13 protein-coding genes are annotated in these 17,471 nt (G+C 48.8%); 2 read left to right on the top strand and 11 right to left on the bottom strand.

Features of this window, described 5'->3' with window-relative positions; all coding sequences use genetic code 11:
* Positions 1-54 precede the first annotated feature (54 nt).
* The 9 genes from JW814_00110 to uvrC form a co-directional block, all read right to left on the bottom strand.
* Positions 55-2,016 (bottom strand): 30S ribosomal protein S1, encoded by a 1,962-nt coding sequence (locus tag JW814_00110; GenBank protein ID MBN2069832.1) that lies wholly within the window; start codon positions 2,014-2,016, stop codon positions 55-57.
* A 218-nt stretch (positions 2,017-2,234) separates the two neighbouring features.
* Positions 2,235-3,080, bottom strand: a complete 846-nt coding sequence (gene ispH, locus JW814_00115; GenBank protein MBN2069833.1) for a 4-hydroxy-3-methylbut-2-enyl diphosphate reductase — start codon at positions 3,078-3,080, stop codon at positions 2,235-2,237.
* On the bottom strand, positions 3,064-4,428 hold the full coding sequence (locus tag JW814_00120) for a (d)CMP kinase (GenBank protein MBN2069834.1): 1,365 nt from the start codon (positions 4,426-4,428) through the stop codon (positions 3,064-3,066). Before JW814_00120 ends, ispH begins: the two co-directional genes overlap by 17 nt.
* A gap of 27 nt (positions 4,429-4,455) precedes the next feature.
* Complete coding sequence (hisC, locus tag JW814_00125) at positions 4,456-5,553, bottom strand: histidinol-phosphate transaminase (GenBank protein MBN2069835.1); 1,098 nt, start codon at positions 5,551-5,553, stop codon at positions 4,456-4,458.
* A gap of 14 nt (positions 5,554-5,567) precedes the next feature.
* Positions 5,568-6,302, bottom strand: coding sequence for an rRNA pseudouridine synthase (locus tag JW814_00130; GenBank protein MBN2069836.1), 735 nt, complete (start codon positions 6,300-6,302; stop codon positions 5,568-5,570).
* Entirely contained in the window at positions 6,302-7,042 is a 741-nt protein-coding gene (gene scpB / locus JW814_00135; GenBank protein MBN2069837.1) for an SMC-Scp complex subunit ScpB, read from the bottom strand. The genes JW814_00130 and scpB overlap by 1 nt, the downstream gene beginning before the upstream one ends.
* Positions 7,026-7,784, bottom strand: a complete 759-nt coding sequence (locus JW814_00140) for a segregation/condensation protein A (GenBank protein ID MBN2069838.1) — start codon at positions 7,782-7,784, stop codon at positions 7,026-7,028. The genes scpB and JW814_00140 overlap by 17 nt, the downstream gene beginning before the upstream one ends.
* Positions 7,785-7,899: 115 nt before the next feature.
* Complete coding sequence (locus JW814_00145; protein MBN2069839.1) at positions 7,900-8,832, bottom strand: tyrosine recombinase XerD; 933 nt, start codon at positions 8,830-8,832, stop codon at positions 7,900-7,902.
* A complete protein-coding gene (gene uvrC / locus JW814_00150) occupies positions 8,795-10,612 on the bottom strand; it encodes an excinuclease ABC subunit UvrC (protein ID MBN2069840.1) in 1,818 nt (605 codons plus the stop codon). The genes JW814_00145 and uvrC overlap by 38 nt, the downstream gene beginning before the upstream one ends.
* A 48-nt stretch (positions 10,613-10,660) precedes the next feature.
* On the opposite strand from uvrC, the gene rpsT reads away from it, so the two are divergent.
* Entirely contained in the window at positions 10,661-10,912 is a 252-nt protein-coding gene (rpsT, locus tag JW814_00155) for a 30S ribosomal protein S20 (protein MBN2069841.1), read from the top strand.
* Here the strand turns inward: rpsT and JW814_00160 are convergent.
* Positions 10,909-12,612 (bottom strand): proline--tRNA ligase, encoded by a 1,704-nt coding sequence (locus JW814_00160; GenBank protein MBN2069842.1) that lies wholly within the window; start codon positions 12,610-12,612, stop codon positions 10,909-10,911. The two genes, rpsT and JW814_00160, sit on opposite strands and share 4 nt — an antisense overlap.
* A gap of 150 nt (positions 12,613-12,762) precedes the next feature.
* Here JW814_00160 and JW814_00165 point away from each other — a divergent pair, with 150 nt between their 5' ends.
* Positions 12,763-14,607 carry a bifunctional homocysteine S-methyltransferase/methylenetetrahydrofolate reductase gene (locus JW814_00165; protein MBN2069843.1) on the top strand — a complete coding sequence of 615 codons (1,845 nt, stop codon included), beginning with the start codon at positions 12,763-12,765 and terminating at the stop codon, positions 14,605-14,607.
* A gap of 17 nt (positions 14,608-14,624) precedes the next feature.
* Here JW814_00165 and JW814_00170 read toward each other — a convergent pair whose 3' ends face one another.
* Entirely contained in the window at positions 14,625-17,429 is a 2,805-nt protein-coding gene (locus tag JW814_00170) for a PD40 domain-containing protein (protein MBN2069844.1), read from the bottom strand.
* Positions 17,430-17,471: the final 42 nt, after the last annotated feature.

Below are 17,471 nucleotides of genomic sequence, written 5' to 3' on the forward strand. Positions count from 1 at the left end.
GGGCGGTCAGCCGCCCTCATTCCACTGCTTTACTGTCAGAATACCGCCTGCAGGTTATTCTGAGGCGTCTTTCTTTTCTGGATCATCATCATCCGATGGCGATCCTTCCGCATTTTCAACGACAGGATCGATATTCTCGACGTTTTCATCGGATACTTTTTTCTCGGTATCTTTGACAACGTTCTCATCCTCGGAGGCAGATCCGCTTTCGGTCTCCCCGGAGTCTCCATCGTCCTGCTTCGTTTCTATTACCTCATCGATGATGTCATCGTCTGTATAATCCTCATAGGGTTCATCCATGTCATCATCCGAGTCACTCCGCGAAGACTCATCCGTGTCGACAGGCACATTTTCTCTTCTCGGGAACTTCGCTTTGAACTCCTCGATTTCCTCGTTTGAACGGCCTTCGAGATAAGCATTGACGCTCAAGACGATTCTCTTGTTCTGAGGATCCATCTTGATGACTTTCAGAGGAAGTTCCATTCCTACATCAAAGTATTCCGAGGGTTTTTTCACTCCCTCGATACCGAGATGCGACAGGGGAACGAACCCCTCGACATCCATTCTCAACTCAACGACGGCTCCACGGTCGAGAATGCGCGAGACATTTCCACTTGTCTCGGTTCCGATGGTGAATTCGGCAGCGAGATCGGTCCATGGATTCTCCCTGGTCTGTTTCATTCCCAGGCTTATCCGTCTTTTTCCGCTATCGATCTCAAGGACGACGACTTCGACCTCATCCCCTTTTCTCACCATCTCTGAAGGATGCCTTATCCTCTTTGCCCAGGACATATCGGATATATGCACAAGCCCGTCTATTCCATCCTCGATCTCGACAAACGCGCCAAAATTCGTGAGATTTCGGACTTTGCCCTTCAATCTCGTGCCTGACGGGTATTTTGTCTCAAGCGCTTTCCATGGATCAGGCTCAAGCTGTTTAAGGCCAAGCGATATCTTTTCATGTTCCTTGTCTATATTCAGGATCACCGCTTCTACGGCATCTCCTATGGCGACTATCTTTGAAGGATGTTTGACATGCCTCGTCCAGGACATCTCGGAGATATGTATGAGCCCTTCGATTCCCTTTTCAAGTTCGACGAAAGCACCGTAATCGGTTATCGAGACAACCTTGCCTCTTATCTTCTTCCCGGCAGGATACCTTTCCTCTACGCCCTCCCACGGGTACGGAGTCAATTGCTTCAATCCAAGAGAGATCCTCTCGCGTTCAGGATCGAAATCGAGGATCTTGACTTTCAGTTTGTCGCCGATAGCAACTGCTTCGGATGGATGGCTTACCCGGCCCCATGTGAGATCTGTAAGGTGCAGAAGTCCGTCTATCCCTCCAAGATCGACAAAAGCGCCGAAATCGGTGATATTCTTGACAACACCTTCACGCTCTTCTCCGACCTGGATCTCGGAAAGAATAGTCTTCTTCTTCTCTTCTCTTTCCGCCTCAAGAACGACGCGTCTCGAAACGACGATATTGCGTCTTCTCTTGTTCAACTTGATGATCTTGCAATCAAGTTCCTGTCCGAGCAGTTCATCAAGATTTGGAACCTGCCTCAAAGCTATCTGGGAACCTGGCAGGAACGCGTCGACGCCCATAAGCTTGACGACAAGCCCACCCTTGATCCTTCTGTCCACGTTCGCCTTGACCACGTTGCTCGTATCGTATGCTTCCTTGATCTCATCCCATGCTTTCAGGAAATCGGCTTTCATCTTTGAAAGTACGATAAGTCCGTCCTGGTTCTCCATTTTTTCCAGGAAAACATCAAAGACGTCGCCTTTCTTCACTTCTTTGCAATTGGCGAACTCATTGATCGGGATTGTTCCTTCGCTTTTGAATCCGACATCGAGAATAATCTCTTTTTCGCTGACTGAATAGACAGTCCCGCGGACTACTCTCCCCTCTTTAAGGTTCTCGGATTCAGAACCGAAAGCGTTGACCATGTCCGACCATTCCTGGTCTTCTTCGATGACAGTATCGACTGATTCGTCTGATACCTTGTCAAACATGCTGAGGTAGGAATACTTTCTGGCAGATTTTTCAGTACCGACTGATACCTCTTTCTCTTCTGTCCCGGATATACCGGGGTCCTGCAAGGATTCCTCGAATTTTTCTTCGTGCATTAATAAATCGCCCCTTTCCAAATGGATTTTTTAACAGCTAGAATGATATTAAGTCCGGAGCTCTTATGCAAGGGTTTTATTGCTATTATTGCAGGTCTTTAGGTCTACTGGATCTCTGATAATCTGGTAAGGACTTCCTCGATTACCCAGCCCGGTGTCGACGTCCCGGTCGTCAGTCCGACCTCGTCACAACCTTCAAACCATGAATCTTCGATTTCGCTGGCTGTTTCGATAAATCTGGCCGGGATGTCCATGTCAAGGCACATCTGGTAAAGTCTTCTGGTATTTGAGCTTTCCTTTCCACCCACGACAAGGATCATGTCGACTTCCTCAGCCAGGCTGAGTGTCGCCTGACGCCTCATCGTCGTAGCTTCGCAGATAGTATCGTGGACCTGGAGATCGCCTATCCTTTTTTCAAGTTCTTCTATGATCATCCTCGACTTTTCTCTCGGAAAAGTCGTCTGGATCACTACCCCGGCTTTGTCGATCCCTTCGATGATTCTGGCAGATTCTATGGAATCCAGGATCAGAGCTTTTTCCCTCGCCCTCCCCGCTATTCCTTTGACTTCCGGGTGTCTTGCGTCTCCAAGGATTATGATCTCCCGTGAATCGGCGGACATCTCTTCGACGTAGTCATGGATCCTTTTTACAAAGGGACAGGTCGTATCGATGAGTTCTATTCCCATCCTTTCGCATTTTTCGATCATTTCCGGGTCTACGCCATGCGCCCTGATAATAAGCGTATCTCCACACTTCATCTCTTCAATGGAGGAAACGGGGATCACTCCCCGGGATTGAAGCCTCTCCACTGCCTGGGGATTATGGATCACGGCGCCGGTCGAATAAAGCCTGCAACTTTCCAGCCTCTCCTCGATCAGCCTCATAGCGCGCTTTACGCCAAAACAGTAACCGGTGTGTGGAGAAGTGATTATTTTAATTTTCCGAGTCATTTTTCATCATGACCATTTCTTCCATGGTCATCTGCGCGAGCATATTGTAATCCTCTTTTTTATCATCAGAATGATAATCCGGATCTATCCTGACAGGTCTGCCTATGCGGACTTCCATCTTTTTTTTCCTCAGAAAACACGCCTTCAGATCATCAGCGCCGGATATAAATAATGGCACTATCGGCCTTCCCGTCTGGAGGGCGTAATACCCTATCCCTGATTTCAATTTCCTGATTTTGCCGTTCCTCGACCTTGTTCCTTCCGGGAACAGAAGGACAGAATCTCCCGCCATGAGTTTTTCGGTGATCGTCTTCACCGAAACCCTGTCCGCTTCACCCCTTTTGACGGGAATAGCGTTGAATTTTCTTATCAGCCAGCCGAAAAGAAAATTCTTGAACAGTTCTTTTTTGGCGAGAAACCATATTTTCCTTTTAAGGGAGGACCCTATGATCGGTGGGTCTGAATACGAGATGTGATTTGAGGCAAAAATATAATTTTCCCTGTAAGATATGTTTTCTAAACCATATCTTCTGAGGCCGAAGACGACACGGTAGAATAAATGGATTGCTGTCGAGACGATGGTCCAGTACACAGGCTTTTTTGACTGTTCATTCTTTTCTCCCGGCCATACTCGCAGATCCGCCAGCTCTTCAGCTTTTTTGATCACGATATCACTGATCAACCCGACCTGGTCTTCGATAGATATGCCAGACGTGTCCACCAGGACTGATCCGGGCGGTTTTCTAAGCGGGCTGTGCTGGCGGGTGGAATCTATCTGATCCCGTTGTTCAAGGTTATTCTTTATCGATCCGACCTCACCATCAAGCCCCATCTCCTTTAGTTGCGACACTCTGCGCTTACTCCTCGATTCTATATCGGCAACAAGATATATCTTTACGTCGGCGAACGGGAAAACTGTCGTTCCTGTGTCTCTCCCTTCGGCTACAACGCCTCCTTCTTCCGATATCGACCGCTGGATCCTGACAAGCGCTTCTCTTACTCCCCGATGCCTGCTTACAGGCGATACCGCAGAAGATACCCTCTGCGATCTGATCCTCTCACCAAGCTTTTCTCCGCCGAGGAAGAAGGACGGGACTCCCTCCACATATTTCATCTCAAGGTCGAGTTCCCTGGTCCTTGCCGTCACCATCTCCTCGTCTTCGGGATCTATTTTATTTTCCAGTATATCCCATGTCACCGCCCTGTACATAGCTCCCGTATCCAGGTATGTCAGGCCGAGTTTTTCAGCGAGCATGGACGCTGTGGTGCTTTTCCCCGAACCGGCCGGTCCGTCAATTGTCACTACCATCCTTGCCAGGATCAGTTTGGTTTTTTCATTCAGATCCATAATATCCCTGGTTATTCTCTAGCCCGGTCACAATACCTTTTTCAGGGTATCAAGGAATCTTCTGTTTTCTTCAGGTTTTCCCACGGTGACGCGGAAAGATTCATCTCCCAGGCCGAATGGAGCCATTCCCCTGATGATCACGCCAAGATCCATCATCTTTTCGACGATACCGCTGCACTCGAGTTCAGGAACGGCAAGAAGAAAATTCGTCTGAGACTCAGGAACGGTAAATCCCATACCGATCAATTCATTTCTGACAAATTCCCGTTCTGAAGCGTTTTCTTTGATCCTGCCGCTGAGTTTGTCGATATGTTTCAGGGCTGTCCTTGCCGCGATCTGCGCGATCCGGTTTACGTTGAACGGCTGCCTTACCATGTGAAGACAGGTAGCCAGGTCGGGATGGGATATCGAATATCCTATCCTGAGGCCGGAAAGGGAATGGACTTTTGAGAACGTCCTCAGGATGATTATGTTATCATAAGATTCAAGCAGTTTCTGAGAGTCGGGATAGTCATCGGCAGTCACATATTCGTAGTACGCTTCATCCAGGACGATTATTATCTCCCTGGGTATCGAAGCCAGGAAGAGATCGAGTTCTTCACCGGTGACATATGTGGCGGTCGGGTTGTTCGGATTGCAAATGAAGACCATCTTTGTGTCGCGAGTAATCGCCTTGCTTACCGCTTCGAGATCTATCCGGTAATCATCGAGAGGGACTTTGATATCATTGACCCCCGCCTGTTGACAGATCAGCGGATAAGCTATAAAACTGGGAAATGGATAAACGATATCCTCACCCGGTCCTATAAAGGCTCTTACCAGCAGATCGAGTATCTCGTTCGATCCATTTCCGACAAATATCTGCCCCGGATCAAGCCTGTAATACTCTGCCAGTTCATGACATAGGTAGTGGCTTCCAGAATTGGGGTATCTTCCGATCTGGTCCAGCTCCCTGATTATCGCCTCTTTGATCTCATCAAGCGCGGGATAAGGATTTTCATTCGAAGCGAGCTTTAATATCTCTCCCTTGATATTCTTTTCTCTTCTCAGTTCTTCGACCGGCTTTCCTGGCACATATGGTTTCACTTTTCTTAAATGCTGTTTCATCCGGTTTTTAATGTTCATTTTCGAGTCTCCTTCTACAACCCGACAAGTTCCTTTAAGTGCTTTTCTTCACCCTCTGTCAACCGGCGTATCCCTCCCGGATCAAGATCATTAAAGACCAGATCTCCTATCGCCGATCTATGCAGTGATATGACCTTGTGCCCGAAGGCGGAAAACATCCTCCTGATCTGTCTCTTTCTCCCTTCCCTCAATACGATCTCGACAGTAGTCTTTTCTCCATCTCCTTCCAGAATCCTCACCTCGCACGGTTTTGTCGTAAAGTCGTCGATCTGGACCCCTGAAGCCATTTCCCTGACAGTTTTTTTCGATACATTTCCTTTTACCGTGACAATATACGTCTTTTCGATCTTGTACCTGGGGTGGGTCAGGCGAAAAGCCAGATCACCGTAATCCGTCAGAAAAATGATCCCCGAACTGTTCAGGTCAAGCCTTCCAACGGGATACAATCTTTCATTATACCCTTTTTCCCTTGCCAGTTGCAGTACTGTTTTCCTGTTATGACTGTCGGTCACCGTGCTGAGGACACCCACCGGCTTGTTCATGACAAGCACCAGGGACCCAGGCGCGTTAATGATCTCTTCCCCGTCCAAAGTTACGATATCACGCTCAGGGTCCACCCTCGCCGACAGATCGCGGATCTCAAGTCCGTTCACAAAAACACTTCCCCGCTTTATCAGGTCCTCGACTTTCCTTCTGGAACCGAGGCCTGACGCGGCGAGAAAGCGGTTGATTCTAATCCTGGCAACCATTACCTGTCACTATCGATGCTGATCCCGCTATCCTCTTCCGGCTCTTCGCCAGGGGTAATCTCTGATTCTTCTTCCCGGTCACACAGGTCATCCTTCTCATCGCTATCGGTATCACTTTCAGAGCGCTTTTCCGTTTCATTTTCGGATCGATCGTCCTGATCGACAGGTTTTGGAATCAGGTCGATATCTTCAAGGCTTTTTTCAAGCTCTTCGATGCTGGGCAGATCGCGATAATCCTTGAGCCCCAGATATTCGAGGAACTTTGTCGTGGTAGAATAGAGATAAGGCTTTCCTATTCCCTCCCCTCGACCGGTAATCACTATCAGTTCTCTGTCGATAAGGGTCGAGAGCACCCCATCGCAATTTACCCCGCGGATAGCTTCGACCTCCAGCCTGTTGATAGGCTGTTTATACGCTATGATCGCAAGAGTCTCCAGGGCAGCCTGAGACAGCCTTGCTTTCCTCCTGCTCTTGAAAAGAGAAGCGACAAGCCGCGCGTGTTCAGAACAGGTCGTGATCTGATATCCTCCGGCGATCTCCACGATGCCGAAACTTCTTTCATTCGTTCTGTAAAACTCTTCCAGTACCCTGATAGCGTCTTTTATCGTTTTTACCGAGGAAACACCCGTAAGGGATGCTATCCGGGCCGCTGACAGTGGTCCGTCAGACGCGAAAAGAAGCGCTTCTACCTCGCTCTCGGTCTTCTTCACGTCAGGTTCGGATTCATGCTGGTATTCCATCTATTTTTCTCTCTTCATTTCCCGATTTTCCGGTTTCCTGCCTGTATAACCATATATCATTCCCCTGGGACATCTGACGAGCCGCCAGAAAACCCGATTTCACAGTTTCAAGGACAGCCAGAAATGTCACTATGACCTCAAGTTTGTCATATACCCCCGCGAAAAGTTCGGAGAAAAGGACCTCTGATCGTTTGCTCATACGGTCTCTGATCAGGTCAATCTTTTCTTCTATAGTATACTGTTCCTTCCTGATCCGGTAACTGACCTGGTTCTTGAGTTCTTCCATCACCTTTTTGAAGGCATCGACCAGGTCAAAGACTGAGACTTCCATCCTGTCGTCTTCACTCTCTTCCTGTGTGACTGAATGTCTCTGGGTCGGCCTTGGAAAAATCTTTCGCCGGTCTATCTCCTTCTGCGCGAGACAGACAGCTGCTTCCTTGTATTTTCTGTATTCAAGAAGGTTTCTGACAAGTTCTTCCCTGGGATCTTCCTCCTCTTCATCAGATTCCTCTCTTCTCGGAAGAAGCATCTGGGCCTTGATCCTCATCAGGGTCGCTGCCATTACGAAGAACTCGCCTGCCACTTCAAGCCTCAACTCTTTCATTATATCGATATATGAAAGATATTCCTTCGTGATATGTGAGACGGGGATATCATAGATGTTGATCTTGTCCCTGCGGATGAGATGCAACAGCAGGTCCAGAGGCCCCTCAAATTGTGTCAAACGGATCTGGTAAACCATCCGGCGCCCTTCTTCGCAAATATATAGCGCGCTGGCCCAATATCACCGGCACGCACGAAAAGACACGTAATGCTAAGAGAAAGTCCCATACCTGTCAACTGATTATATTCGTTTCCTAACCCCTGGGATGAAATGTCCTGTGGACCTCGAGAAGGTAATCGATATCAAGCCTCGTGTATATCTGTGTCGTTGAAATACTTGAATGCCCAAGTAATTCCTGGACAGCTCGAAGGTCAGCCCCTCCCTCGACCAGATGAGTCGCGAAGGAATGGCGAAGGGTATGCGGCGTGATTGTTGATGGAAGCCCGCTGATCTGAGCGTATTTCTTGATCATTTTCCAGAAACTGACCCTTGATATCGGTTTTCCACGATAGTTCAGAAAGAGATATTCGGATGTCCCGTTTTTCAACAGGAATGGCCTGCTCTCCTTTATATACATGTCGAGCGCTCTCGAGGCCTTTTTCCCATACGGTACGATCCTTTCCTTGCTCCCTTTTCCCCTTATTCTCGCTATCCTGGACCCGGCGTTCATCGATTCGAACTTCAGGCCGCAGGCTTCCGATGCCCTTAATCCGGCAGAGTAGGCCATCTCCATCAACGCGGTATCCCTTAACCCAAGGATATCGGGGTCCGGCGCTGACAGGAGTCTTTCGATTTCCGGCTGCGTCAGGACAAAAGGTATCTTCCGAAGATATTTCGGAGCCGAGACTCTTTCCATCTCAAGGTCTCGGATCACACCCTCGCTGTACATAAACCTGTGAAAACCCTTGATCGCGCTCATTAGACGCGATTTTGAAGAAGCAGAGACATCCTTTGTACCGTCTGATACAAACGCAAGGCTGGAATCAAGGGTTATCTGAACGACCGAGGTCATGCCTCCACTCTTTAAATACTTAATGTATTTTATCAAATCAGCCTTATATGCCATTATGGTATTTCTGCTTAAACCTTTTTCAACAATCAAATGATCGATATATCGTTCGGCCATCGTCTCAAGATTGAAGCTCTTTTTATGCGTCCCTGAAATGTTCGAATATCTTTCTGGCAACTTTCTTTCCTACTCCCTGTACAGTTTCGATCTCGGCAAGAGAGGCTTTCCTGACCTCTTCCAGGCTTCCAAATTCGATAAGAAGGGCAAGCTTTCGCTTTTCCCCTACCCCCTCTATATCGTCAAGCCCTGAATGGCTGATCTTCCTGCTTCTTAATTTCCGGTGGTACTCGATGGCGAACCTGTGAGCCTCGTCCCGCATCCTCTGGAAAAGTTTCAAAACTTCGCTTCTTCTCGGCAGAACGACCGGGTCCGGCATACCGGCGAGGAATATCTCTTCGTTCTTCTTCGCGATACCAGCGAGCTCTATACCTGTTATCCCCGATTCGCTCATCGCATCTAGAGAAGAAGAAACATGGCCCTTTCCTCCGTCTACAAGTATCATGTCGGGTTTTCGTGAGTGCCCGGTCTTCAGCGCTGCAAGCCTTCTTGTCAGCATTTCCTTCATCATCGAATAATCGTCCACACTATCGACATCCCTGATCCTGTAATGCCTGTATCCGGATTTGACAGGCGCGGCGTTTTGAAAAGTGACCATCGATCCGACCGCTTCGGATCCCTGAATATTGGATATGTCAAAAGTCTCTATCCTGAAAGGCGTTTTATTCAACCCAAGGGTCCTTTTGACCTCTACGAGCAGCTCGATCACCGGAGTCTTTCTTCCCGTCGAGGCGACAAGCTTCATCGCGGCGTTCTTTGCCGCAAGTCTCAGGAGATCGTTTCTGTGTCCGCGTTTCGGGACTCTTATCGATATCTTTTTCCCCGTCTTTTTCTTCAGCCACTCTTCAAGGACCGTTTTTTCAGAAGGCTCGACCTGCATGTAGAGAGAACGTGGTATATCGGTAGCAGAGACGTAGTAGAGACTCGAGAAAGAATTAAAAAGGTCAGGCCGGGGAATATCCTCCGTGTCGGAGAGGATAAAGTTTTCAATTCCGAGTATGCGTCCGTCGCGCACCCGCATGACCACGCCGCACGACTGTTTACCTTCAGTCGATACCGCTATATAATCCTCATCATATCCTTTTACCTCGACGGCGTTCTGTTTTTCGCTGATCTTCTCGATCGATCTGAGCTGGTCCCTTACGACAGATGCCTCCTCGTAACGTATTTTTTCAGAAAGGCGGTTCATTCTTTTTCTGAGAACCTCCTTCAACTTTCTGTTCTTTCCTTTCAAAAAAAGACTGACCTGGTCAACGATTTCGAGATATCCGTCCCGGTCAATATTGCCCGTGCATGGCCCGAGGCATCTTCCTATCTGGTAATTGAGGCATTCCCGCCTGCTTTCATTCCTGAATCGCGGTCCGCCGCAATCACGCAACGGAAATATCGACTTGATCAGCTTAAGAGTGCGCCGCACGGCGCCAACGTCGGTATACGGACCGAAATATTCCGAACCGTCATTCTCGATCTTTCTCGTTATCATCAGCCTTGGATATTTTTCTCTCCTGGTCAGTTTTAGAAAAGGGTATTTCTTGTCGTCTTTCAACCTCACGTTGTACTTCGGCCTGTATTCCTTGATCAGGTTGCATTCGAGGACGAGAGCTTCCACTTCGTTTTCGGTAGCCATATATTCCACGGAATCAACAGATTCGACGAGAACCGCCGTTTTCGCGTCAAGACTCTCCTTCGACTGGAAATAACTTCTGACCCTGTTTTTCAGGATCTTTGCCTTTCCCACGTAGATGATCCTGCCCATGGAGTCTTTCATCATGTAGACTCCTGGAGAATCAGGTATCCCTCCGAGAATATCTTTAAGTTTTTCTTTATCGATACTTGACAAAAGCGCATCCTTGGTTTATGTTACCGGAACGTTGGAGGTGATAAAAAGATGCCGAATCATAAGTCCGCATGGAAAAGCATACGTCAGGATGCCAAAAGGCGCGAAAGAAACAAAGATCACAAGTCTTTTCTGCGTAAGGCTGTAAAAGCTTTCAAAGCTGTCGAGAGTGCTGAGGAAGCGAAGGAAAAATTCCCAGGTATAGTATCGACGATCGACAAATCGGTCCAAAAAGGGATAATCCATCACAGAACAGCCGCCAGGATGAAATCCAGACTATCAAAAACAACTATGGGATCCTAGAGCTTTCGAAGCTCGACGATCTTTTCGAATATTTCCCCGACAGGGACCTCTTCAACCTGTCGGGTTTTTCTATGGAATAATTCGACTATTCCGTCGGCGAGTTTTTTCCCGATCGTCACTCTCAGAGGCACACCTATCAATTCGGAATCCTTGAACTTGACCCCCGGGCTCAGATCTCTGTCATCGAGAAGAACGCCGTACCCGTTTTCGGTGAATTCCCGCTCGAGCGCTTTCGCCGCATCGATGATCTCGCTGTTGGATACATTGACGGGGAGTATTATCAGGTCGAAAGGAGAGATCGAATCCGGCCATATGATACCATCCTTGTCATGATGCTGTTCGATCGCGGCCGCCACCATCCGGCTCACTCCAAAACCGTAGCACCCCATTATAAAATTGTGGCTCTCTCCTTTTTCATCGAGGAAGGAGGCGTTCATGCTTTCCGAATACTTTGTGCCCAGCTTGAAAATATGCCCTACTTCGACTCCATTGCTTGATCTCAACTCCTTTTTACACAAAGGGCAAAGGTCTCCTTCCCGGGCCATGACGAAATCGTCGATCATATCTATTTTGAAATCCCTTCCCGCTTCGACACCGATAAGATGCTTCTCTTTCCTGTTTGCTCCGACAATCATGCCTGAATATTTTTCAATCAGCCTGTCGGCGCAAATGACAGTCCCTTCGGGAAGTCCGACAGGGCCGGAATACCCCACCGGTCCACCCGTCAATTCAAGGACTTCTTCAGGGAGCAGAAACCGCGCTTCGGGATCATCCAGTATCCTGATCAGCTTTATATCGTTCACTTCCCTGTCTCCGGGGACGAGAAGCGCTATCATTTTTCCCATTGAATGATAGAGAAGGGTCTTTACTATTTCAGTCTCGCTTACATCAAGAAAACTAGATACATCTTCCACGGTCGAAGCCCCTGGCGTGTCTACTTCCCTGTACGCTTCCCCCGATCCTTTTCCCCTGTTGCCATCCTTTTCAATCGCTACTGCCCTTTCAAGATTTACCGCGTAGCCGCACTCGCAGCTCAATATCCTGTCCTCTCCGTTTTCAGCGAGGACCATGAATTCATGAGACTCGTTCCCCCCGATATAACCGGATTCCGCCTCGACAACCCTGAATTCCAGTCCGCATCGATCGATGATCCTCCTGTACGCTTTTTCGATCTTCCTGTATGTCTCGTCAAGAGATCTGTCATCCGCGTGGAAACTGTAGGCATCTTTCATTATGAATTCGCGGGCTCTCATCACTCCGTACCTTGGACGGATCTCGTCCCTGAATTTGGTCAGTATCTGGTAGAGGCACTGTGGCAGATCGCGGTAGCTACGCATCTCATCGCGCGCCACCATCGTGATTACCTCTTCGTGAGTCGGACCGAGAGCGAACGTCCTGTTTCTCCCGTCTTTCAGCTTGAAAAGTTCCGGCCCGAAGCTTTTAAGCCTGCCGCTTTCTTCGTATATCTCTTCCGGGTGAAGGATCGGCATCAATACTTCCTGGCATCCCGCCCTGTCCATTTCCTCCCGTATGATATTCTCGATTTTTTTCAGGACCTTGAATCCGATCGGCAGGAACGTATATACACCGGAAGTAAGTTTCTTTATCAATCCTGCCCTGAGCATAAGGATGTGACTCGGTATCTCGGCATCTCTCGGTGTTTCTTTCAATGTCGGAATACAGCTTTCAGACCAGCGCATATGTATCTTTTCCTCTTTTGTTATAGTGCTTCAAGCTAAAAATTACTGTAAATATAACCATTTCCAGTATATACTACGTCAACCCGGGTCAATATGCAAGATTGAAGTATTTATACTCTTTTTGGTTCTTTTCAGAAAGGCGAGGATCCGATGACCGGCGATTTCATGAGTTTGCTCAAAGAGGGCGTCGTCCTTTTCGACGGGGCGATGGGTACCGTTCTGTACGATCACGGGGTTTTCATCAACCGGTGTTTTGACGAGATAAACCTTTCCAACCCCACTCTGATCGAAAAGATCCATCGCCAGTACGTCGCCGCTGGCGCCGATGTCATCGAAACGAACACATTCGGAGCTAACCGCGTAAAACTTAAACTTCACGGTCTTGATTCAAAGATCGAGAAGATCAATATCGAGGGTACCCGTCTTGCCAGAAGAGCCGCTTCGGGAAAAGCTCTCGTTGCCGGTTCGATAGGCCCTCTCGGCATCAAGATCGAGCCCTGGGGCCCGACCTCCAACGAAGAGGCGGCAGGATTTTTCCAGGAACAGGGACTCGCTCTCCTCGAAGGCGGAGTAGACCTCTTCATACTCGAGACTTTCTCTGATCTGAACGAGTTGCACCAGGCGATGAACGGCGTGAAAAAGATATGCGATCTTCCGATCATCGCCCAGATGACCCTGCAGAAGGACGGATTGGGACTTTTCGGGACTGAACCTGAAGAATTTGCCATGAGGCTAAGCGAATGGGGAGCTGACGTCGTCGGAGTGAATTGCTCCGTGGGTCCGAGAATAACTCTCGAGGCGATAGAAAAAATGGCCCGGACTGTGGAGACACCCCTTTCAGCGCAACCGAACGCCGGTATCCCGCAGAATGTCGATGGAAGAAACATATATATGGCATCTCCCGAATATCTAGCCGAATATTCAAGACGCTTTGTCTCGGCCGGAGCGAGCGTGGTCGGAGGATGCTGCGGAACGACGCCGGAACATATCAAAGCGATGAGAAACGCTCTGAGTTCCGTAAAGCCCGCGAAACACCATGTGACGGTCACCATTAAGGACGAAACGCCAGATCCTATCGACAGGTCTGTCCCCATCGGCGACAAATCACTCCTCGCTTCAAAGATAACCTCAAAAGAATTCGTCAGGCTTGTCGAGCTTGTCCCCCCTCGCGGCTGTGAGCCGGACAAGGTGATCGCTTCGGCGGAAAGACTGAAAGAGAGCGGAATAGACGCCATCAATATCCCTGACAGCCCGCGCGCTTCATCGAGGATGAGCCCTCTCGCCATGGCCGTGCTCATTGAAAAGAAGTCGGGTATCGAATCGGTCCTTCACTACTGCTGCCGGGACAGGAATATCATCGGAATGCAATCGGATCTTCTCGGAGCGCACGCCCTCGGCCTCAGGAACATCCTCATAATCACCGGAGACCCGGTCAAGGCGGGAGATTATCCTGACGCTACGTCGGTCTTTGATATCGACTCTATAGGCCTGACAAATGTCTTATTCGGCCTCAACAGGGGCCTCGACATAGGTGGCCATGATTTCGGAAGCCCTACTTCTTTTCTTGTCGGCGTGGGCGTGAATCCCGGAGCGGCTGATTTTGAACTGGAGATCGACAGGTTTCACTGGAAAGTGGAGGCTGGAGCTGAATTCGCAATCACTCAACCGGTATTCGATATTGAAATATTCGAAAAGTTCCGATCGAGGATCAAATCGATGGAAATACCCATTATCGCTGGGATCTGGCCACTGGTCAGTTATAAAAACGCCGAATTCATGAACAATGAGCTTCCCGGCGTCTCCGTCCCCGACATTATAATGAGAAGGATGAAAGAAGCGCCGACCGGTGAAGAAGCTTCAAGAGAAGGCGTGTCGATCGCAGCCGGACTTCTCTCTGAACTCGCTCCCCACATTGCCGGAGTTCAGCTCAGCGCCCCCTTTAACAGGTTCAATCTGGCCCTGGATGTGCTGAAAGCTTCCGAAACAGATCCCTGATCTTTCAGGGCCCTGTATTAAAAATTGAAGCCGATGAAGAAATCAAAGTTCGTATCGGCGGCTATCGTCTTGAAATCGGTCTTCCTGACAAAATTGACCCGTATCACGGGCAGATATCCGAGATTCATCTCCACTCCAGTACCGATGCTTCCTATCCAGCCGGTATCATAGATGAACCCATCGACCTTGCCCGCATCAACAAAGACCGAACCCCTGAATACGGGAAACTCGATATGTCCGAAAGGGAACCTTATCAGAAGATCGTCGACAAGAGGAAACCTGAATTCGCTGTTAAGCAGGAAGATAGCCTTTCCGGCGTACTGCCTGAAATCATACCCCCTCAGGTCCCAGGCTCCACCGAGATAAAAAAGCTGGATATCGCTGCCCCATGCTTTACGCGTCACCAGCCTCTGCGCGAAGACGAACCTGGGGCCGAAATTTATATAATGCCTGAGATCGAACTGAAAGGTCGTGCTTTCGTATCTCGATCCATTGATGTCGAATGACCTTCCAAGGGATATATTCATCCTGTGTCCGTTGAGCGGCCCTCCCACCGTCCAGACGATATTATCCGAGGTAAAGGAAAGATGATTCGAGACGAGGGTCGTCTTGCCGACCTGCGTTCCCAGGTAGGTGATATCATCATCTCGTTCCATGTATTTAAAGATAGTCTGAAAATCGACCCGCCTGAATCTTGATATCGGGTAGCTCAGGCCGGCCATGACTCCATATCGCCTTTCAAACCTTATCAATCCGTGGACCGAACCGATATACCCGGCAAGATGAAATGCGCCGAAAGCGTAGTTCAGCCGCTCTTTTTCGTTTATGTAGGTGAACCCCAGGTTCGCGTTATCCCAGAAATCAGAAAAATCATCAGAAGCGCTGCCGAAAAGAAACACCAGATGATGATCGCTCATCACGTCGGTAAGAAAGATCTGGGCTCCGTTTCCCATGTACCCGTAATCAGGATCGACGGAAAAAGCGGCCGCGATCAGATCAAGTCCGAATCTGAGGTTGTAATCCTTGTTGAGGTACACCGATGTCGAATCACTCGGCCTGGGGTCCCAGGAAATATCGATTTTCCCCGGCATATTCCTGGCGCTGACGATATTATCGTATTCGATTATTTTCCTGTAGACGTGATAGGCTCCTTCGCTGTATGCCGAGAGGAGAAAAGTATCGCCATCGTATTCGGGGACAGGTTCAAAGGCCCCTCCGAGGAGGTTTGTCTGCCTGTAGAGGACTCCATCTTTTTGAAGGTATATGTCAAAGACCCCGTCTCTGTCCGATGAAAAGAGGATCCCGTTCCCGTCAGGCATGTACCTGGGATCGATATCCCTCTGGTGCCCGGCCGTCAGTCTTGTGATCCGCCTGGTCGCTAGGTCGATTGAGAAAATCGCCTTCTCGTCTCCAGGTTCCCCGCCTGTCCTGTCGGAACTGAATATGATCGTTTTTCCGTCAGGATGCCAGTCGGGGCTCAGGTCTTCATAATAGTCGTCGGTGATCCTCTCAAGCGTCCCGTCATCGAGATCCTTTATATACAGATCTGTCTTTCCTTTGTTATCCAGAGCGGAAAATACGACTGATTTTCCATCGCGCGAGATGACGGGAGAATTTATCATCCTGACCTCATCACACCTGACCGATGATATTATCTTTTCTTCATCCGCGCGGTAGAGGTATATCACATCCCTCTTTCCGGATTTTGAAACGAATACAAGAGTATCATTCCTTGACGATATGCGGCTTCTCAGGAGTGGTATCGATTCAAACCTGTCACTCCTTCCTCCTTCTATGATTGTCCTTTTTTTCTGCCTCCCCCTCTTGTCTTTTTCAAGTTCGAATATATCGATACTTCCCAGCCCGAATCCGGTGCAGAACGTTCTATCCTTCGAATCAGAACCCCTTATTGAAGCGGGATGATTTTCAAAAGACCTTTCTTCCGGCGAAAGCCTTTCGAGTATTTCAAAAGCCTGTCTTCGTGTCATCACGGACGGATAATATCTTTTCTTGAGGTATTCCCGGTAATCCCTGTCGAGGCGGTTCTGGCCGATGCCTATCGTGCTGAGCAGGATCAGGTCGAATTTGTCCGATTTCCACCAGTTCTCATGGATCATCCTTATTGCATCATCACCGAACCTCGTCGCGATATAGTGAAGTACCGATTCTCCATGTTTGTACATCATATAAGTTCCCATTATCCGCCACAGGTCGTCGAGGTAGTATAACCTGTCTGTAATGACCGCGTCGCGCATGAACATCTCGGCTTCGCTGTCCATCCCGCGAAGGGCGAGGAATTCCGCGAGACCTTCAGTAAACCAGAGAGGCGGATGCATGTATGTGTATCTTCGTTGCCTGTGCATCACGACACGAAGTTTTTCAAGCATGAATACGTGTACCATTTCGTGCCTGAATACTCTCTTGAGCTTCCCATAAGATCCCATGAAAGGGATCGCGACCCGTCCCTTGATGAATTCAGTGAACCCTCCCGTTCCTTCAGATATGGTGTAAGGTATTATATTCGTCTCCTTGAAATCGTGATGCGTTCCATAAAGAATTATGGGGACGCGCCTCTCGATTTCCAGGTCGAAGAAAGCAGAATATTCCTCATAGACTTCTTCGGCCATACCGGCGATGAACTCGGCGATAGCCAGCTCGTCGGGATAGTAATAGATATCCATGTGCTCGGTCTCAATAACCCGCCATCCTTTTGGGTAGTATTGTACTTTGTTTTTTCCGAATGGATACTGGGCATTTGACGGGGCGGGATTCAGAATGGCGAGAACAGTGATGAAATACAGAATTACTCGGACTCTCCGCATATATCCTCCTGGCAGGTCACAATCAAATCTGTGAGAATCCGC

The sequence above is a fragment of the Candidatus Krumholzibacteriota bacterium genome (assembly GCA_016932415.1).
In the GTDB taxonomy this organism is placed as follows: domain Bacteria; phylum Krumholzibacteriota; class Krumholzibacteriia; order Krumholzibacteriales; family Krumholzibacteriaceae; genus Krumholzibacterium.